The organism is Dongia deserti, assembly GCF_003574735.1.
GTDB classification, from domain to species: domain Bacteria; phylum Pseudomonadota; class Alphaproteobacteria; order Dongiales; family Dongiaceae; genus Dongia_A; species Dongia_A deserti.
The window spans coordinates 168,932-187,526 of the sequence record NZ_QORW01000012.1; the positions used below are offsets into that span (position 1 = coordinate 168,932).

Here is an 18,595-nt window from a genome sequence, read left to right on the forward strand (position 1 = left end):
AAAGCTAGGATTGGATCGGCCGATTAGATACACGATCGGCATTGGCGCCCGCAGCCGGAAAATGCACTGCACACAGTTTGCCGATGGCTGCCACCGCATTGGCGACGGCTTCCCCCAGATCCGTCTGGTGCATCTGCCGGCGAAAGGCCTCGACGATGCCCTCCCACTGCGCCGGCGTGATCGCCGCGGCCGCCGCCCGATCCGGCAGGATCTCGACGTAGTGCTCGGCTCGGCTGACGAACAGCAGGACGGCATTGCGCTCCGGCGTGTTGTCGAGGTCGTTGTCCAGAAACGTCGCCCGCGCCGCACGCCGCGCATCCTTGACAAGCAGCCTTGCCGGCAGACAGCGCAGGCCCAGATCGAAGCGGTCGCACAGCCAGAACACAAGAATGCCACCAACCAGCGCTACTCCGGCCCACACGAGCGGATCGAAGTTCCACCAGATCGCGGTGCCGATCGTGTAGATGGCAACAAAGAGCACAGCGCCGATGATGGCGGCCAAACCGCGATCGTCACCCGATGTCCGTTGGACACAGACAGCGATTTCCGAACTGGTCGTCGCTTCTGCCGTCTGGACCGCCTGCTCGATCCGTTCCGCCTGCTCTTGCGTCAGCATCACCATCTCCCCGATGCACCGCGGCCGCTGAGGCCGCCACCTAAACTCCGTCCACCGCTGGACCCTCCGAAACGGCGTAAACTACCGAAGCCGCTGAACCCGCCTGAACTCCTCGAGCTACGGACACCGCTGGAAAAGCCGAAGCCACTGAAGCCGGGAGGCGAGGTGCCTCTATCAGCTTCGTCTGACTTCCCTAAGAGTTCGCGACTGCGCGATCGGTCCCTGGAGCTAGAGGACGCATACCAAATCGAGCCGCGTTCATTGCGGTATACCGTGCGCCCGGAAAAGTCCTCTGTATCGTCGGGCGCTACCGCCGGAATGGACAGCAGCCCAATTTTGTAGAGAACGACAGCGACGAGGAGGATAACGATACAAACAAGCACAAGGGTCCGATAAGGCAACAATGGGCGTAGGAAGCTCAAGTCGAGGTCAAACGATCGCTTGGGAACAGGGTTCGATTGGGTACTCTCCACGTCCGCCATCTTGGGGCGAGTCACCTGGTAGATCATCGCATCGGTGGCCGCCAAGATGCCGGCCGATATTCTTCCTTCCCGGAAGTTTGGCAGGACGATGCTGTCGATGATTGCTGCGGCGGCACTGTCTGGGAACATCACCGCCAGTGCATCTCCAATCTCAATGCGCACTTGCCGATCATTTGGGGCTATGATGAGGAGGGCCCCGAGGCCGGACTTGCCGCCTACCTTCCACCCGTTACCCAGCGACCGTCCCCACTCTTCGATCGCATATCCCTCGAGCGATGGCAGAGTAACGACGACGAGATCGACGCCGGTACGGGTCTGGAGCGTACCTAGCCGGTTAGCAAGCGGCTGTTCCTGGAAAGGCTCAAGCAGATCCGCAGTATCGATGACCGAACTCGTCCGCGCGGGTATTTGCGGTTCGGCAAGAGCGCTTCCGCAAAGCAAGATGAAACCACCCAGGAGAAGGGCGACAATGCCCCAAGATCGCTTCCTCATTTTCTTGCCCCGATGGTCCGATTGCCGCGCGCTCTTGATACGTCGCAACGGTGCATCGACCGGTTCACCACCGCCCCGAAGCGCCCCCGCCGCCGAAGCTTCCGCCTCCACCACTGAACCCGCCACCGCTGCCGCGGCCGCCGAAACCGCGACCGCCCCAGTGACTGTCGTAGTCGTCGACAAAGAGCCAGCCGCCTCGTCTGTTCCTGTAGTACCGGCCGCGTCTCCGCCTTCCGCGGAACTGCGCGACAATCATCAGGACGATGAACAATGCGACGAACAGGACGGGCGCCCATTCGGACAGCGCCTGGCCCACGAGTTCGCGGCGCGACGGCGTGAACTCTTCGCCTGTGCCGGTCAGCATCGCGATGATGGCGTCGATGCCGTCAGAAATGCCGCCGGCCATGTCGCCTGCTTTGAAGCGCGGGATGATGACATTGCGAATGATGGCATCCGCCGTCGCGTCGGGCAGCGTGCCCTCCAGCCCGTAGCCGACCTCAATACGCAACTCGCGGTCGTTCGGCGCCACGATCAGCAGCGCGCCGTTGTCCTTGCCCTTCTGGCCGATGCCCCAGGTGCGGCCGAGGGTCAGGCCCCAATCCTCGATCGGCTGGTCCTGCAGGCTGGCAAGCGTGACGACGATCAGCTGGATGGAGGTCTTGGTCTCGAGATGGCTCAGCTTGCTGGTCAGCCGGTTCTCGTCCGCGCCGCTGAGGATGTTCGCCTGGTCCACGACGCGGCCGGTCAGCGCTGGAACCGGCAGCGTATCGGCGAGCGCCTGGAAAGCCGCAACGACCAGCAGCGCCGCCGCAAGCAAGTGGGGCAGCGAGGACCAGCGTCGAAGCATCATTGATTGGTCGTGGTGCCGAAATCGACCTTCGGCACTTCGGTCACCGTCGCCTCGACCTGGAACTGAGCCATTTCCTTGGCGTCCGGATAGAGCAAGGCCGCCCACCAGCGGCCGGGGATGGTCTTCAGCTCCGTGTTGTAGAGCCGGACTGCGTCGATGAAATCGCGGCGCGCCACGCTGATGCGATTCTCCGTGCCTTCGAGCTGGGCCTGCAGCGTCAGGTAAGTCTGGTTGGCCTTCAGGTCCGGATAGCGCTCCACCACCACCATCAGCCTGGACAGGGCCGCCGTCAGTGCACCCTGGTTCTCCTGGAACTGCTGCATGGCTTCCGGATTGGTCAGGATGTCGGGGGGAATGGGGGTCTGCGTGACCTTGGCACGCGCATTGACCACGGCCTCCAGCGTCGAGCGCTCGAAATTGGCAGCACCTTTCACCGTCTCGACCAGATTGGGAATGAGATCGGCACGCCGCTGATACTGGTTCAGAACCTGCGCCCACGAAGCCTTTGCCTGCTCCTCATAGCTGGGAATCGCGTTGACGCCGCAGCCCGACAGCACTGCTGCCACGGCGATCAGCATGAGTGCGGCCAATCTACGCAGAGTCATTCGTCCGTTCTCCGTTATCGAGCAAACGTACTTGGTCGCCTGGAGTGCGCTTGCGGTTCGATGGGAAGCGCGCCCTGCTGTATCTCGCCGGGGTTCTCAAGGTACGAGACTGGCTGGAGCGGCTCCTGGAACAGGTAGAACCGCTCGACCGGGGACATATCGGTGATGAGGAAGGAGAATTGGGCGGACTCGCCCGGCGGAACCGATTTGCCGGAAAAGCCGAGCGTGTCCTGCGGCTCGTCAAAACGCTGCAGGTTCGGGAAAGAGCTGGCCGTAAAGGCGCCGGCGATGACCGTATTCTGGGCGAAGCTCAGGCCGTCCTCATAGGGGCTGTGGCGCGTCAAGATCTCGCGTAGCTCCAACTGGTAGTTCTGCCAGACACCCTCGCTGCGATTGAACACGATCTTGGTCACAGCGATCCCGGCGATGTGATGCGTGCCGATCCTGTTGCCGACGCGCTTCAAGCCGCGGATGGTGAGGATCGCCTGGCGCGGGCCCGTCACGTCCTCGACGATGACATAGGGATCGTCGAGCGAGCCTCGACCCGACACCGACAGCAAGGTGAATCCGCTGCCTTCATCTCCGCCGCCTTCGTCGCTGAAGGTGATGCCTTCGTGGGTGATTTCAACGGCCAGCGCCGATTCGGCCCAGAGAAAGCCACAGATCAGAAGTGCGGCGAGGCGGAGCAGGTGCATGCAGCCATTATGGCTGCCCGGCCGCGCCGCCGTAAAGCCACAGCCGGCCAAGGAGGATCACAGCCCTGTCAGGCCTGACAATTAAAGCCCGGCCAGCCGGTCCAGCGCCTGGGTCAGTTTGGTCACCGCCAGCCCGACCTCCTCCAGCCTCTGGCGTTGCTCGGCCACGACATCCGGATTGGCCTTGGCAACGAACTGCTCGTTGCCCAGTTTTTTCTCGATCTTCTCAGCCTCTGCCTTGGCCTTATCGAGTTCCTTCTTGAGGCGCGCTCGCTCCTGGGCGATGTCGATCACCCCGGCCAGCGGCACGAAGATGGTCGCTTCATCGAGGACGATCTGCGCAGCGCCCTTCGGCGGCTCGGCATTGGTGACCTCGATCTGGTCGGCACGCGCCAGGCGCTTCACCAGATCGCCGAACTGCTCCAGCCGTGCGCGCGTGGCCGCGCCGGCATCGCGCAGCAACAACGTCAGCATCGGACCGGGCGCAATGTTCATCTCGGCGCGCAGGGCGCGCACGGATTCGATCACCCGGATCACCCAGCCGAGATCGGCATCGATCGTCACGTCGACCAGGGTGTCGGAATATTCCGGCCAGTGCGTCGAAATCAGCAGGTCGCGCTGGTCCGCCCGCACCTGTTCCCATAGTTCCTCCGTGATGAACGGCATGAAGGGATGCAGCAGATGTAGCATCTGCCCCAGCACCCAGGCCGTGGTGGCCCGCGTCTCGCACTTTGCGGTCTCGTCCGCGCCTTGCAGGATCGGCTTGGTGAACTCCAGATACCAATCGCAGAACTCGCCCCACACGAAGCGATAGAGCGCGCCGGCGGCGTCGTTGTAGCGATACTGCGCCATCGCCTGTTCGACCGCGCGCGCTGTAGCCACCAGCCGCCCCACGATCCAGCGATTGACCGGATCCTTGAGCGCGGATGGATCGAACCCGGCGACCGGCTTGCATTCATTCATCAAGGCGTAACGCGTCGCGTTCCACAGCTTGGTCGCGAAGTTGCGATAGCCCTCGACGCGCTGTTCCGACATTTTGATGCCGCTGCCCGGGGCAGCCAAGGCAGCCATGGTGAAACGCAGCGCATCGGCACCATACTTGTCGATCAGCTCCAAGGGATCGATAACATTGCCCTTGGATTTCGACATTTTCTGCCCGCGCTCGTCGCGCACCAGGGCGTGAATGTAGACGGTGCGAAACGGCACATCGCCCATGAAATGGATGCCCAGCATCATCATGCGGGCGACCCAAAAGAAGATGATATCGAGGCCGGTGACCAGCACGTCGCCTGGATAGTAGCGCTTCAGCGCCGGGGTCTCGTCCGGCCAGCCCAGAGTCGAGAATGGCCACAGTCCCGACGAGAACCAGGTGTCGAGTACATCTGGATCGCGCGTGAGCGCAACCTCCTTGCCGTATTCCTTTCGCGCTTGCTGCTGCGCCTCGGCTTCGTCGTAGGCGACGAACACCTTGCCGTCCGGCCCGTACCAAGCGGGAATCTGATGCCCCCACCAGAGCTGGCGCGAAATGCACCAGGGCTGGATGTTGCGCATCCATTCGTAGTAGGTGTTCTCCCACTGCTTGGGCACGAACACCGTCCGGCCCTCCTCCACCGCCTTGATGGCGGGCTTTGCGAGCGTCGGCGCGTCGCAATACCATTGATCGGTCAGCCACGGTTCGATCACCACGTCAGAGCGATCGCCGTACGGCAGGGTCAGCTTGTGATCCTCCACCTTCTCAAGCAGGCCGAGGTCGGTCAGATCTGCGACGACCTTCTCCCGCGCCTTGTAGCGATCGAGGCCGCGATAGGCTTCCGGCGCGTTCTCGTTGATGTGCGCGTCGGCGTCGAAGATGTTGATCATCTCGAGCTTGTGCCGGCGGCCGACTTCGAAATCGTTGAAGTCGTGGGCCGGTGTGATCTTCACGGCACCGCTGCCGGTTTCGGGATCGGCATAATCGTCCGCCACCACTGAGATCCGGCGACCGACCAGCGGCAGGATCACGTGCTTGCCGACCAGGTCCTTGTAGCGCGCGTCGTCCGGATGCACCGCCACGGCGGTGTCGCCCAGCATCGTCTCGGGCCGGGTCGTCGCCACCACGAGATAGCGATCGGGTTGGCCCTCCACCGGATAGCGCAGGTGCCAGAGATGACCCTGAGTCTCCTTCTGCACGACCTCGAGGTCGGAGATCGCAGTGTGGAACTTGGGATCCCAGTTCACCAGCCTCTTGTCGCGATAGATCAAACCCTGGCGATAGAGATCGACGAACACCTTGCGGACGGCGCGGTTGAGCCCCTCGTCCATCGTGAAGCGCTCGCGCCGCCAATCGGGTGATGCACCCAGCCGGCGCAGCTGGTTGGTGATCGCCCCGCCCGATTCAGCCTTCCATTCCCACACCTTCTCCAGGAACTTCTCACGGCCAAGGTCCGTGCGTTTCTTGCCGTGCTTCGCCAGTTCGCGCTCCACCACCATCTGGGTCGCGATACCGGCGTGATCGGTGCCCGGCTGCCACAAGGCGTCACGGCCGCGCATGCGCTCGTAGCGGATGAGGACATCCTGCAACGTCATATTGAGCGCGTGGCCCATGTGCAGGCTGCCGGTGACGTTCGGCGGCGGCATCATGATGGCGAAGGGCGCGCGGTTGGAGTCCTCATGCGACTGGAAGGCGCCGGATTTATCCCACGCAGCATAGTGTTTCTTTTCGACCTCATCGGGCCGGAAAGTCTTCTCCAGCATCGCTGGCCTTTCTCAAGAGATGCGCAAAAATTCGGGTGTTATAGCGGCCGACTTGGACCCGTCAACCTGGGCCGGGCCGCGTGGTGCCGTCGAATGCTCAGCTCAGCTCAGCTCAGCGCGCCGGGCGATCCGTTCGACCTCGCGGCGGACCATGCGCTCGACAATCCCTTGCAGATTGGCATCGAGCCAGTCGCGCAGCATCGGCTCGACCGCTTGGCGCACGAGCGTCTCGACCAGCAATCCCTGGCCCGGCGATTGGACTTCAACCACGGTGTGTGCCCTCCGCGCGATCAGTTGAGCCATAGCCGACGCCGACGCTTCGGCGACATCGGGAGATACCAGCGGCGCCTCGCCAACACCCGGGCCGGCGACGTGTTCCGTCGGCTCAGCCACCTGCGGCGCCGGCCTCTGCGGCGGCGGTGGAGGGGGCGGTGGTGGTGGCTCCGGCTGTGCCAATTCGATCTCCTCTTCCACTGCCGGCTCTGGCTCTAGCTCGGGCTCGGGCTCCGGCTCAGGCGCCAACTCCTCGATCGGCGCCGCTGCCTCTTCCTGGACTTCGTCCGTCAGCACCAACTCCTCTTCCTCTTCCGGCGGTGCTGGAGGAGGTGGTGGCGGAGGAGGCGGCGCTACCGCGGCCGGCGGTGGCGCTACCGGGGGCTCCGCCTTCTTCTCGGTCGCATCTTCCGTGTTGCCTTCTTCGGAAATGATGCGACGGATCGAAGCGAGGATTTCCTCCATCGACGGTTCTTGGGTCGCTTTAGCGTCGTTCATAACCTCGTCCCCGGAGGTGCAACTCCCGGCGTACACACCGAATGGGCGCCATCCGCCCGCCTCTCCCGGCCGGCTTGGGCGCAACCCCAGCAATCCTAGCCACTTCGGTGTGGTTTCTCAAGGAATGGGTTATGTCGTCACCGGGCCGAAACGAACCCTGCCTGCCGAAGGCCCTATTCCACGCCGGGGCCTGTTCCAATGAACTTGTTCCGAACCTTATCGTAGTGCCGGGTAGGATCATAGTACTCTACGTTCAAACCCAAATTCTGGGCGGTCAAAGCGCCACCGGAGGCCAGCAGGCGGTATTCCGCCACGACATGGTCGGTCTGCGTGGAGACCAAATTGACCTGGGCGTTCAGGAGCTCCTGCTGGGCATCCAACACGTCTAGGATGGTCCTTGCACCGACCTCCTGTTCCTGGCGAACGCCTTCGAGGGCGATTTCGTTCGCCCGCACTTGCTCCTCGAACGACCGGGCCTGCGCCATCACGGTCTGCAGGGCCGTCCACGCGTTCACGGCCTCCTGCTCCGCCGCCCGGATGGCTTCGTCCGTCAGGCGACGGGATTGCATGTAGCGCTGCTTTGATTGCCGCACGCGGGAATCAGGCGCGCCCGCCTGATAAAGCGGGATCGTCACCTGCCCGATGATCGACCCGACGTCCGTTTCACCCTCGCGCTGACCGATATCCTGCTGGCGCTGCCAGCTGCCTTCGATCGCGACGGTCGGCAGCATGTCGCTGAACTGCACATCGATATCGTCCTTGGCGGCGCGCTCCTGGAACTCCGCCGAGCGGACTGCCGGCGCACCCCGCGACAGCACCACGGATTCGTCGCGGTTCGAAGGAAGCTCGAGCCGTTCCTCCGGCATCTTCACGTCCGCCGGATCCTCGCCAACCACCTGGCGATAGATCGCACGTGACGCGGTCAGCTGACCTTCCGCCTGGATGCGCGCGGCCACCGCACCCTGCAGGCGCGCCTCAGCCTGTGCCACGTCGGTGCGCGTCAATTCGCCGACCTCGTATCGTGCCTCGGTCGCCTCGAGCTGTGCCTGCAGCACCTTCTCGTTGTTGAGGTTGAGTTCGAGCACGGCGGCGTCGCGCACGACATTCATGTAGGCCGTGACGGCATTCAACAGCACGTTCTGTTCCGTAATGGTGAGCTGAGCACGTCCTGCCCGGACGAGGTTCTCCGCTTGCGAGGTGCCAGCGACGGTGCCGAAGCCATCAAAGATCGGCTGGCGCACCGTCACGCCATAGCTGCGGGGATTGGTCTCCTCATTCAACGGCAAGGGCTTGTTCTGGTTGTCCCACTCGTGCCCGCCCTGCGCCGTGCCGAGGACCGTTGGACGCCACTCAGACAGCACCTGCGGCACACCTTCGTCGGTCGCCCGCAACTCGGCGCGAGCGGCCGCCAGCGTGGGATTGGTCGTATAGGCTGTCGCCAGCGCCTCGTACAGGCTGGCCGCCTGCGCAGCATCGAAGGCGCTGCCGGCCGCGAGCATTGCAGCGCCCACCAGCGCGCGACGCAAATTGGGCATGGCTGAAATCGGCACGATTCTAGAAGACGAACCGGGCCGGCGCGGCGAAGCCGGGCAGCGGCGCCACGTTCGCGTCGAACAGCACGCGATGAGAGACGGTCGCGCCGGTCTTGATCCAGAGGGTTGCACGTCCGACGCCGCGATCCAGCAGCACGCCAACCATGCGCCCGCCGTCCGCCAGCTGGCTAGTCAGCGCGGACGGCACCTGCTCCACCGCGCCGTCCAGGTAGATGATGTTGTATGGCGCATGCTTCGCGCAGCCGGCATTGAGCGCGCCCTCGACCACGACCGCGTTGTCGATCGCCAGATCGCCGAACACCGCACTCGCCCGCTGCGCCAGCGCCGCCTCGGATTCCAGCGCAACAACGGTGTGCGCGAGACGCGCCAGCAAAGCCGCGGCATAGCCCGTGCCGGCGCCGACGACGAGCACCATGTCCTCCACCTTCGCTTCCGCCGCCTGGATCAAGCGGGCCGTGACCATCGGCTCCATTAGATATCGGCCGGGCGCGATTTCGACGTCATCGTCCAGATAGGCACGGGCCCGGGCACGCTCCGGCACGAACCGCTCGCGCGGCAAGGAACTGATAGCTTCGATCAGGCGCTCGTCCGTCACCCTGTTGGTGCGGACTTGGCCGTCCACCATGTACTGGCGCGCGGTTGCGTAGTCCATTTTCAATTTTGCCCTCTCGAAATGAGGCCCTTTGAAGGTCCGGCCGCGGCTGGGTTTTGCCGCCAGAGTCCGCTGCCCGTCCAATGATGTTTCCGGGACGGTTATAGCCGCCGGACCACCCAAACTCAACGCGCGGAGCCTCCGTCTAGCGATCCCAAGTCCCATCCACCCATGCTTGACCACCTCGCCCGCTCCGCCCTATACGTGCGCTCGCCAAACACGGCCGCCCCCTCGGGACCCTCCTGATCCGGCCGCTTCCGGCCCGGTGGCAGAGTGGCCATGCAGAGGACTGCAAATCCTCGTACGTCGGTTCGATTCCGGCCCGGGCCTCCAATCCCTCCCCCTTGGAACGCAAGACGTCCGGCAACCCTGCGGCCCATTGCCTCAAGTCAGCTCCGTAAATCGGTCCAACCGGCGGAGCGTCGGGAACAGGCCCGCCCAGGAAAGCGTGACCAGCAGGGTCATGCTGCCGCCCACCAGGACCGCAGCGACCGGACCGAGCAGCGCCCCACCCGTGCCGGCCACAAACATGCCAAGTTCGTTGGAGGCGCCGATGAAGACGCTTTCGACGGCCGTGACACGGCCGCGCAACTCGTCGGGCGTTGCCAATGGCACCAGCGTGGCGCGGATATAGACGCTGACCATGTCCGCGGCGCCCAGCACCAGCAAGGCCGCGAAGGAAAGCCAGTAGTCGCGCGACAGGCCAAAGACGATGGCTGCCAATCCGAACAACCCTACCGCCATGAACAGGCGCCGGCCAACATGGCGCTGCAGTGGGAACTGCGTGAGCAAAAGTGCGGTTGCGGTGGCGCCGAAACCCTGGGCGCTGCGCAGCAGGCCGCCTGCACCAGCGTCCACATCAAGAATGTCCTGCGCGAAAACAGGGATCAGCGCGGTCGCACCCGAGAACAGCACGGCGAACAGATCCAGCGAAATCGTACTGAGCAGCAGGCGATTGCGAAAAATGAGGACGAGGCCCGCCAGGATGGCGGCGAAGTCGCCTTCGTGCGCCGGGGCCGAGACTACCGGCCTGCCTCGCATGCGGAAGAAGAGGAAAACCGCGCCGGCAAATCCCAGGGCGGCCCCGCCGTATGCCACCGCTGGAGTTTCCGGATAAAGCCAGCCGCCCAAACCCGAATAGAGCAAGCCGCCCAACCCTGGGCCGGCAATGGTCGCGACCTGCCAGCTGGTAGAAGACCAGGCCACGGCGCTCGTGAGGTCCTTTTTGGGCACCAGACTGGGCATCAAGGCCCGTGCGGCGGGTATGGCGATGGCCCGAGCGACCCCGAAGCAGAGAGCGATCGACAAGATGGCCAACTCAGTGATCTGGTCCGTCGCAGCGAGGCCCACCAGCGTCAGCGCTGCAACCAGCTCTGCCGTGACGCCGATCAGAATCAGCAGGCGACGGTCGATCCGATCGGCCAGATGCCCGGCTGGCAGGGCCAGCAATGCGGCGGGCAGGAACTCCGCCAACCCGACCAGCCCGAGCTGGAAAGGGTCTTCGGTGATGGCGTAGATCTGCCAAGCCAGGGCTGTGGCCTGCACCTGCAGCGCGATCGTCGTCAGGAAATTCGCGCTGACATAGAACGCGAAATCCCGATGCCGGAGTGCCGCCAGGTCCGGTCCCCAACCTCTTCCACGCATCATCGGAACTCAGCAGATCAAATCGGAACCGCGTGATTGCGTCGACGTGCCCGCACCATGCAAAAACCGCGCGTGAAGGTCACGCGCGGTTTCTACAACTCTGTTAAGCGCTGTGGGACGGCTTATTCGACCTCACCCGGCGCCTTGGTCGCGAACTCCGCCTCGCCCGGCGTCGCCTCCACCGGAAATGCGACGCCCAGCGACTGCACCAGCTCGCCCTGCGAGGCGAGAATGCGGTAGTTGGCAAACATCTCTTCGTAGTTCGCGGTGATCAGGTCGTTCCTCGACAGGAACAGCTCGTTGGTCGCATCGAGCAGGTCGAGCAGGCTGCGCTGGCCGATATCGAACTGCTGCGCGTAGACGTCACGCGTATTCTGGTTCGCTTCGACCTGATCCGTCAGGGTCGCGATGCTGTCCCGCTGCGTCTGGCGTGCGCTCCACGACAAGCGAACGTCCTCCGCAACGTTGCGTTCCTGGACGCGCAGCTGTTCCTGCGCCTCCGCCTTGCGCCACTTGAACTCGCGCACACGCGCCAGGTCGGCGCCGCCACGGTAGAGGTTGTAGCGCGCGACCAGCAGGAAGGTCGCATTGTAGGTCGTATTCTCCAGACCGTTGTTGTGGCGGTTATTATTGCCGATGATCTCGAGATCAAGGCGCGGATAGAGCGGCGCTGCCTCCTTGTCGATTTCGGCGTCGGCAACGCGCACATCTGCCTGGGCCAACAGCACCTTCGGGTTGGTGGTCAGGCCGCGCGCGATCGATTCCTCCTCGGTCGCGGCAATCATGGCCCCGTCGAGCGTGACTGGCTCCAGATCCTGGGCATCCACGCCGATCACACGCTGGAAGGTCGCGCGCGCGTCGCGCAGGTCACCCTGGATCTGGTTGAGATTGGTGCGGGCGGTCGCGAGGCGCGCTTCGGCTTGGCGAACGTCGGCCACGTTGCCGCCGCCGAGCTCGGCACGACGCTGCACCAGACGCAGCGTCTCTTCATGGGCGCGGACATTCTCTTCGGCGTTGGCGACACGCTCGGTATGGCGCAGCACGTCCAGATAGACCTGCGTGGCGTCGAGCGCGGAAACCTGCCCCTGGTCCTGCACACGCTGGCCGGCGGAGACAAGACGCTGCTTCTGCCGCTCGACTTCGGAATCCGTCTCGAAGCCGTCAAAGATGCGCTGCTGCAACGTCACCTGAGCATCGCGGCGGCCGTAGAGCCAGCGACCGTGATCATGCACGCCCTGGTTAGTGTTGGGGTTGCCTTCGTCGGTTGTCAGGTTCTCAGAGAACTCGATGCCAGCGTCCAGCCGAACGTCGATCTGCGGGTAGTAGAGCGCGCGTGCCTGGCGCAGCTCATAATCGATCGCGCGCCGGTCTTTGACCGTCACGCCGACCTCAGGATTGGTGGCAATCACGAGGCCCACCGCGTCCTTCAGGGACATGGCGGACGAGGACCCGGCGAAACCGGCAACACCGGTCAGCAGCGCTGTGCCAAGCAGCAGCGTAGTACGACGAAGCGTCAGAGCTCGCAACTTCATGGATTTCCCCCAAATGCAGACTACCAACTGCGGTCCCCTCGGATCCGCAGTGACTTAACCAAAACTCTTTCGGAACCCTATACTAAGATTGTGTCCCTTTTGCTTAGTACCAGATTTGCGACCCGCCCGCACGTCTTTTTTAACGCTCAGACAGGGCGATATCCCTCGCCTTGAGGATGGGCTTTAACAAGTATTCCAGGACTGTTTTCTTACCGGTTAGGATATCAACGGTTGCAGTCATGCCCGGAATGATCTGCAACTCGCCGCCGTCCTTGCCGATCAGGTAGTTCCGATCGGTACGCAGACGGACCCGGAAAAACAGTTCTTTCTTTTCATTTTCAATTGCATCGGCGCTGATCTGCTCGACTTTCGCGTCGAGGCCGCCATAGATGCTGTAGTCGTATGCCGTGATCTTGATCTTCGCGTCCTGGTTGGGGGCGATGAAGCCGCGGTCCTGCGGCCGGATCTGCGCCTCGATCAGCAACGTGTCCTCGATCGGAACGATTTCCATCAGCTGCTCGGCCGGCTGCAGCACGCCGCCCAGGGTATGGAACTTGATCTGTTTGACGGTGCCATAGACCGGCGATTTCAGGCTTTGCTCGCTGCCCTGCTCCACCGCGCCGGACAGCAGCGCACGGACCGAGGCAAGCTCGGCGCGATGCTGATTCATCTGCTGCGCCGCTTCGGCGCGGAACGTCGCATCGATCTCCTTGAGCTTGGCCTGCACTTCGGCGAGGGCAGCCCGCGCCGGCGGCCGCGAAGCCTCGGCATTGGAGATCTCCGACTGATATTGCTGCACTTCCTGTTGCGCCCGCAGCAGATCGACCTTTGAGGCGATGTTGTTGCGGACCATCGGCTCCAGGATGTCGACCTGCTGCTGCGCGATATCTAGGCTCTTGCGCGCGGTCGAGACCTTGGTGTCGATCTGGCGCAGCTCCTGCTCCTTGGTCTCCAGCTGCTGCTTCAGCGTCGTGCGCTGGGATTGAACCTGCTGCTGGCGGATGACGAAGACCGACCTCTCCGTCTCCGCCACTTCCGGCGCTTCCTCGACCAGGTCGGCCGGAAACACGATCTCTGCGGGATCGGACTTGCCCGCGATCTCGGCCTGCAGCCGGGCCAAGGCCGCCGAGGACGTCCATTTGCGCTGGCGCAGTTCCGCCTCGTTGGTTTCCAGCTCCGTGTTGTCGAGGACCGCGACCACCTGCCCCGCCTCGACGATGTCGCCTTCGCGCACGTTAAGCTGCTTGATCTTGCCGCCCTTGACGCTCTGGATCACCTGGGTCTGGCTGGACGGGATCACCTTGCCCTCGCCGCGCGTGATCTCATCGAGCACGGCATAGTGCGCCCAGGCGAGGCCGACCACGACGACAACAATCAGCGTGAACAACAGCAGATGGCCGAACAGCTTGGTGCCTTCGCGCTCCGTCTCGGACGGATCGATCCAGAGATCTCGGTTGGTCAGCGACATGGCTCTTGCTTCGTCTTTCTAAGTCGCGCTCATGCGGCCGCTATTCGCGGGCCTGCACGCGCCCGCCCATCAGGGCCTCCAGCACGCCGGACTTCGGACCGTCCGCCACCACCTTGCCGCGGTCCAGCACGATCAGCCGGTCGACCAGCGCCAGCATCGAATGGCGGTGGGTCACCAGAAGCATGGTCTTGCCGCGGGCGATCGCGCCGAGGCGCTGCTTGAACGCGGCCTCGGTACTGTTGTCCATCGAGCTGGTCGGCTCGTCGAACATCAGGATCTGCGGATTGAGCAGCAGCGCGCGCGCCACCGCCACCGACTGGCGCTGGCCGCCAGACAGCATGCGGCCGTTCTCGCCCACCGGCATGTCGTACCCGAGCGGATGCTGACGGACGAACTGGTCGACGCCGGCCAGGGTCGCGGCGCGGATCACCGACGCTTCGTCCACATACGGCGCGCCGAGCGTGATGTTGTCCTTGACCGAACCGTAGAACAGGTGCGGATCCTGCAGCACGCAGCCGATGTTCTGCCTGAGGTCGGTCGGGTCGAGCTGGCGGATGTCGGTGCCGTCCACCAGCACCGCACCCTCCGTCGGCTCGTAGAGCCCGAGCACCAGGCGCTCGATGGTGGTCTTGCCGGAACCGATGCGGCCTAGGATGCCGACGCGCTCGCCCGGCTGGATCCGGAACGAGATGCCGTCCAGAGCCGCGGTTTGCGCGCTCGGATACTTGAAGATGACGTTGCGGAACTCGATCGCGCCTTCGATGCGCGGGCGGCGGATGAAGACCTTGCCGCGCGGCCGCTCGACCGGCAACTCCATGAGCTTGTTGAGGCCCTTCAGCGAGGTGAAGGATTGATGGAAGCGGATGATAAGGCCGGCGATCTGGCCGAGCGGCGCCATGGCGCGGCCGGTCAGCATCGAGGCGGCGATCAGCGCGCCGGTCGTCATATGGATATCGCTGGTGGGGCCGGATTCGAAGATCCGGTAGCAGCCCCAGACTATGACGCCGGTGGTCGCGAGGTTCGAGGCGAGCATCACGAAGTTGATGCCGAGGGTCGACCAGCGCTTCGAGGTTTCCGCAGACGCCGAGGAGGCCGCGACGTAGCCATCCCAGTTGCGTTGCAGCTGGCCCTCGGCGGACGTCGCCTTGATCATATCGAGGCCGTTGATCGCCTCGACCAGCGTCGCGTGCTTCTGCGAGGTTTCGCGATAGGAGCGCTCGACCGCCCGCTTCATCGGGAACTGCACCAGGATGCTGACCACGATCACGATCGGTATCAGGACCGCCGGCACCGTCACCACTGGCCCGGCGACGAAGAAGATGATCGCCAGGAAGATCAGGATGAAGGGCAAGTCGATCAGGGCCGACAAGCTGGCGGAGGTGAAGAAATCGCGCAGCGTCTCGTATTGCTGCACGTTGCTGGCGAAGGCGCCGGAGGATTGCGGGCCGGCTGCCATCTTGATTGACAGGATGTGCTCGAAGATCGCCGAAGAGACCTTGCGGTCGAGCGCCTTGCCCGCCTTGTCCAGGAACACCGCGCGCATCGTGCGCAGCCCGAAATCGAACAGATAGATGAGCAGGACGCCAAGCGCCAGAACCCACAGCGTTTCCTGCGCCTTGTTCGGCACCACGCGGTCATAGACCTGCATGGCGAAGATCGAGGACGCGATGGTAAAGAGGTTCATCAGAAACGCCGCCAGCACCACCTCGATGTAGATCGGGGTGTGGCGCATCACCTCGCCCCAGAACCAGCTGCGCTCGCGCGCCTCGGTCATCTCCGAGGAGCGGCTGTCCAGCCGGATCTTCGGCCGGACCACCAGCATGGTGCCGGAATACTGCGCCTCCAGCTCCGCCACGGGGATGGTGACGATGCCGTCGAGATTATCGGTGGTGGCGACGTCGACCTTGCCATTCTTGACGGGCGAAAGCATCACGACCGCCTGTCGCTCATTGAGCAGCAGGACGCCCGGCAGGTTGATCGATTTGGCTTCAGCGAGGCCGCGCCGTACCTTGCTGGCCGAGAGGCCGGCATTCTCCGCGGCGCGCACGAACAGGTCCGGCGTCATGCCCGCTTCGCCGATCGGCAAGCCCGCGGCCAGCGCCGCCAGCGACTTCGGATTGCCGAACAGGCGCGTCAGGATGACGAGGCAGGAGAGCAGCGGATCGGGCCGGATCTCCACTTCCGCCATTTCGGGCAGCCCGGCCTCAGCGGCGGGCGCCGGAACACCGGCCGAGCCTGCCACCATGGATTGCGGCCGTGTGGCCTGCACGGCGCCTGGATGGGCACCAGCCGGCACAGCCTGGGGATGTGCGGCGGCTTGCTGTGCGTTCACCGGATGGACAGCTGGATGCGCGTTCGCGGGCTGGGTCCCCGGCTGCGCCGCCGCGACCCGTGCGCCGGCGCCCTGGGTGATTGCACTCTGGAAGGCATTCTTTGGCGCCGCAGCAGGTCCCGCGGCATTGTTGGCAGCGGTCGTGCCAGCCGGCACGGGCCCGGACTTCTGCACCACGAACATCTGCTCAGGGCGTTTCGCGGCTGAGGCAGCCGCTTCGCCGGGCCGCGGTGTGGCCGCGCCGGACTCGTTCGCCTGTGGCGTAGATTTGCCCCCCGACGAGGGCTTGGCAGCGTCCATGTGGTTTTAGGCCCGGCTTTCCGCAGTTCCGTGCGAGTACTGCATATCGAGGTTATATTCACGTTAACCAGCATCGCCAAGCGGACGCGCGAGCCACGGCTGTCGCGCGCCTAGCACTTGGCCAAATCATCCTATTTCGCAAGCCCTCTCGGCGACCTAGCCCGATTGATCTACCACTTCCCAGCCTCTCGCGTCAGCGATGGAGCGCACAGCCTTGTCAGCCGTGCGCAACACGTTTCGGGACCGCATCGGCGGTCAAGCCAGCTCAATCACCCCCAAGCGGTGAAGGATCGGCGCCTCCTCCGTCCAGAAGCGGTCGAAGAATTGCGCAGCCCGGCCCGCGTCGTCGAGCGGTTTTTCTTCCTTGGCCGGCTTGCTGAAGCGAATGCGTCGCCGCTTGACCTCGGCCAGCAGCCCCTCCTTCAGCTCGTCCCGATCCTTCCACGGCTGCGTACCGAGGGACAGGATGACTGCGAAGATCGGATCGAGGCTGAGCGCATTGCCCGCTAGGGTCGAAACCAGGTTGCCTGGCGTCAGATTATCGACCATGCGCTTCACCAACGCACGGTTGACCGCCAGCGGAATTGTGAGCTGCTTGGGGTTTGCCGGCATCGGCGCAGGCCGGCCCGACGCGGCGCAAGGCACCGCGATGCTGGTAGCAGCCAGCAGCGTCATGGTGCGCTCGACATCCAGGTGCATCAGCTTCCGGGCCGCCATCTCCCTGCGCAGCTCGCCGATCGACCAGGTGCCTTGCTGCAGCGCCTCCTTGAGCGCCGGGAACGCCTTTTCATCGAACTTCACTTCGCCGCGCGCCACTTTGGCCACGTTGGTGACGTTCCGGAGATCACGCATGGCGCCGAACACCTGGCTTTCCATGTTGCGCATAATGCCGGCGCGGTTGAGCTGCGCATGGCCGCGCACGAACACATCGCGGCGGAAGCGCTGGTTCTGCGCCAGGTCTTGGAACAGCTGCCGCAGGCGCTGCGTCGGCTGGGTCTTTACCTTTGCCTGCAGCTCGTCGCCGCCCAGCAGCTCGAGGTGGTTCTCGGCGAGCGTGGCGGAGCCGACGAAGTTCAGCTTGGCGTTCGCCATCTCGTCGGCGACGTCCGTGCTGTAGAACGGCGTCCAATGCTCGTTCAGGAACTCGTGCGCGAGGTAGTTGGCGTTGCGCTCCGCCATCTTCGCCGCCATCTTGCCGGCAGTCGGCGTCGCGGCGAAATAGGCGAACTTGGCCCCGACCAGCTCCTCGATCGCCTTCAAGGCCCCCTGGGTGCGCTGACTCGCATCGCCGGTGAGGTTGCGCGCTGTCTCGTAGACCAGTTTCTGCAGCGGGCTGTCCGCGGCCCATCCGGGCAGGCAATTATAGCTGTTGTAGACCAGGCCGCCGGGCTTCAGCCGCTCCAGGATGATGCGCTGGATGCCGGCCCGCACCTCCGGGGCGACCCAGGCATAGACGCCGTGCAGCACGATGAAATCGCACTCCGGCACTTCCTGTGCGGTGAGATCGAGGAAGCTGCGCTCCAGGAATTGCACATTGCCGATGCCGGCTGAGGCGGCATAGCGTCGGGCCCAGTCGATATGCGCGGGGTTGAAGTCGACGCCGTAGAAGCGGCCCTGCGGATGGGCGCCGGCCAGCAGCGTCACCGTCTGCCCCAGCCCGCAGCCGAGCTCCATATAAGTGAAGCCTGGATCGAGCGGCCGGGGCTGGCAGCCGTTCAGCACGGCGACGTAATTCAGCCAGGACGGCGACAGCTCACGGAAGAAGTGCTCGGTGTAGAGGACTTCCGTGACGTAGCCCTGTGCCCAGTCGGAATCCATAATCCCCCCAATGCGGCTGCAACGCTCGTGCCCTACCCGCGCCCAGCCCGGC

Annotated in this window: 14 protein-coding genes and 1 tRNA gene; 1 reads left to right on the forward strand and 14 read right to left on the reverse strand. The window is 64.1% G+C overall.

Annotated elements, in window-relative coordinates; genetic code table 11:
• Window positions 1-4: 4 nt before the first annotated feature.
• The 9 genes from DTX69_RS19670 to DTX69_RS19710 form a co-directional block, all read right to left on the reverse strand.
• Window positions 5-616 carry a TPM domain-containing protein gene (locus DTX69_RS19670; protein WP_162917371.1) on the reverse strand — a complete coding sequence of 204 codons (612 nt, stop codon included), beginning with the start codon at window positions 614-616 and terminating at the stop codon, window positions 5-7.
• A complete protein-coding gene (locus DTX69_RS19675; RefSeq protein ID WP_162917372.1) occupies window positions 616-1,704 on the reverse strand; it encodes a TPM domain-containing protein in 1,089 nt (362 codons plus the stop codon). The genes DTX69_RS19670 and DTX69_RS19675 overlap by 1 nt, the downstream gene beginning before the upstream one ends.
• Window positions 1,655-2,440 (reverse strand): TPM domain-containing protein, encoded by a 786-nt coding sequence (locus DTX69_RS19680; protein WP_284735929.1) that lies wholly within the window; start codon window positions 2,438-2,440, stop codon window positions 1,655-1,657. Before DTX69_RS19680 ends, DTX69_RS19675 begins: the two co-directional genes overlap by 50 nt.
• Window positions 2,437-3,045 carry a LemA family protein gene (locus tag DTX69_RS19685; protein ID WP_119303255.1) on the reverse strand — a complete coding sequence of 203 codons (609 nt, stop codon included), beginning with the start codon at window positions 3,043-3,045 and terminating at the stop codon, window positions 2,437-2,439. The genes DTX69_RS19680 and DTX69_RS19685 overlap by 4 nt, the downstream gene beginning before the upstream one ends.
• A gap of 14 nt (window positions 3,046-3,059) precedes the next feature.
• The gene (locus tag DTX69_RS19690; RefSeq protein WP_119303256.1) at window positions 3,060-3,740 is read right to left on the reverse strand and encodes a hypothetical protein; all 681 of its coding nucleotides are present in this window, start codon (window positions 3,738-3,740) and stop codon (window positions 3,060-3,062) included.
• A gap of 81 nt (window positions 3,741-3,821) precedes the next feature.
• A complete protein-coding gene (locus DTX69_RS19695; RefSeq protein ID WP_119303257.1) occupies window positions 3,822-6,473 on the reverse strand; it encodes a valine--tRNA ligase in 2,652 nt (883 codons plus the stop codon).
• A gap of 102 nt (window positions 6,474-6,575) precedes the next feature.
• Window positions 6,576-7,244: a DUF2497 domain-containing protein gene (locus DTX69_RS19700; RefSeq protein WP_119303258.1), complete on the reverse strand. Its 669-nt coding sequence runs from the start codon at window positions 7,242-7,244 to the stop codon at window positions 6,576-6,578.
• Window positions 7,245-7,417: 173 nt separating this feature from the next.
• A complete protein-coding gene (locus DTX69_RS19705; protein ID WP_119303259.1) occupies window positions 7,418-8,779 on the reverse strand; it encodes a TolC family outer membrane protein in 1,362 nt (453 codons plus the stop codon).
• A gap of 19 nt (window positions 8,780-8,798) precedes the next feature.
• The gene (locus DTX69_RS19710) at window positions 8,799-9,449 is read right to left on the reverse strand and encodes a protein-L-isoaspartate O-methyltransferase family protein (RefSeq protein ID WP_119303260.1); all 651 of its coding nucleotides are present in this window, start codon (window positions 9,447-9,449) and stop codon (window positions 8,799-8,801) included.
• Window positions 9,450-9,708: 259 nt separating this feature from the next.
• Between DTX69_RS19710 and DTX69_RS19715 the strand changes: the two genes are divergently transcribed.
• Window positions 9,709-9,782: transfer RNA gene (locus DTX69_RS19715), tRNA-Cys, on the forward strand.
• A 51-nt stretch (window positions 9,783-9,833) separates the two neighbouring features.
• Here the strand turns inward: DTX69_RS19715 and DTX69_RS19720 are convergent.
• The 5 genes from DTX69_RS19720 to DTX69_RS19740 all read right to left on the reverse strand — a co-directional run bounded on the left by DTX69_RS19720 (window position 9,834) and on the right by DTX69_RS19740 (window position 18,543).
• Window positions 9,834-11,096 (reverse strand): MFS transporter, encoded by a 1,263-nt coding sequence (locus DTX69_RS19720; RefSeq protein ID WP_119303261.1) that lies wholly within the window; start codon window positions 11,094-11,096, stop codon window positions 9,834-9,836.
• A 119-nt stretch (window positions 11,097-11,215) separates the two neighbouring features.
• The gene (locus DTX69_RS19725) at window positions 11,216-12,625 is read right to left on the reverse strand and encodes a TolC family outer membrane protein (protein ID WP_119303262.1); all 1,410 of its coding nucleotides are present in this window, start codon (window positions 12,623-12,625) and stop codon (window positions 11,216-11,218) included.
• A 139-nt stretch (window positions 12,626-12,764) separates the two neighbouring features.
• On the reverse strand, window positions 12,765-14,093 hold the full coding sequence (locus tag DTX69_RS19730; protein ID WP_119303263.1) for an HlyD family type I secretion periplasmic adaptor subunit: 1,329 nt from the start codon (window positions 14,091-14,093) through the stop codon (window positions 12,765-12,767).
• 40 nt (window positions 14,094-14,133) lie between these two features.
• A complete protein-coding gene (locus DTX69_RS19735) occupies window positions 14,134-16,602 on the reverse strand; it encodes a type I secretion system permease/ATPase (RefSeq protein WP_284735930.1) in 2,469 nt (822 codons plus the stop codon).
• Between the two features lie 378 nt (window positions 16,603-16,980).
• The gene (locus DTX69_RS19740) at window positions 16,981-18,543 is read right to left on the reverse strand and encodes a class I SAM-dependent methyltransferase (RefSeq protein WP_119303264.1); all 1,563 of its coding nucleotides are present in this window, start codon (window positions 18,541-18,543) and stop codon (window positions 16,981-16,983) included.
• Between the last annotated feature and the right edge of the window lie 52 nt (window positions 18,544-18,595).

Coding starts and splice junctions, on each gene's coding strand:
- DTX69_RS19705 (WP_119303259.1), bottom strand. CDS start 8,779: ATGCCCAATTTGCGTCGCGCGCTGGTGGGCGCTGCAATGCTCGCGGCC.
- DTX69_RS19685 (WP_119303255.1), bottom strand. CDS start 3,045: ATGACTCTGCGTAGATTGGCCGCACTCATGCTGATCGCCGTGGCAGCA.
- DTX69_RS19670 (WP_162917371.1), bottom strand. CDS start 616: ATGCTGACGCAAGAGCAGGCGGAACGGATCGAGCAGGCGGTCCAGACG.
- DTX69_RS19730 (WP_119303263.1), bottom strand. CDS start 14,093: ATGTCGCTGACCAACCGAGATCTCTGGATCGATCCGTCCGAGACGGAG.
- DTX69_RS19740 (WP_119303264.1), bottom strand. CDS start 18,543: ATGGATTCCGACTGGGCACAGGGCTACGTCACGGAAGTCCTCTACACC.
- DTX69_RS19720 (WP_119303261.1), bottom strand. CDS start 11,096: ATGATGCGTGGAAGAGGTTGGGGACCGGACCTGGCGGCACTCCGGCAT.
- DTX69_RS19695 (WP_119303257.1), bottom strand. CDS start 6,473: ATGCTGGAGAAGACTTTCCGGCCCGATGAGGTCGAAAAGAAACACTAT.
- DTX69_RS19725 (WP_119303262.1), bottom strand. CDS start 12,625: ATGAAGTTGCGAGCTCTGACGCTTCGTCGTACTACGCTGCTGCTTGGC.
- DTX69_RS19680 (WP_284735929.1), bottom strand. CDS start 2,440: ATGATGCTTCGACGCTGGTCCTCGCTGCCCCACTTGCTTGCGGCGGCG.
- DTX69_RS19700 (WP_119303258.1), bottom strand. CDS start 7,244: ATGAACGACGCTAAAGCGACCCAAGAACCGTCGATGGAGGAAATCCTC.
- DTX69_RS19710 (WP_119303260.1), bottom strand. CDS start 9,449: ATGGACTACGCAACCGCGCGCCAGTACATGGTGGACGGCCAAGTCCGC.
- DTX69_RS19690 (WP_119303256.1), bottom strand. CDS start 3,740: ATGCACCTGCTCCGCCTCGCCGCACTTCTGATCTGTGGCTTTCTCTGG.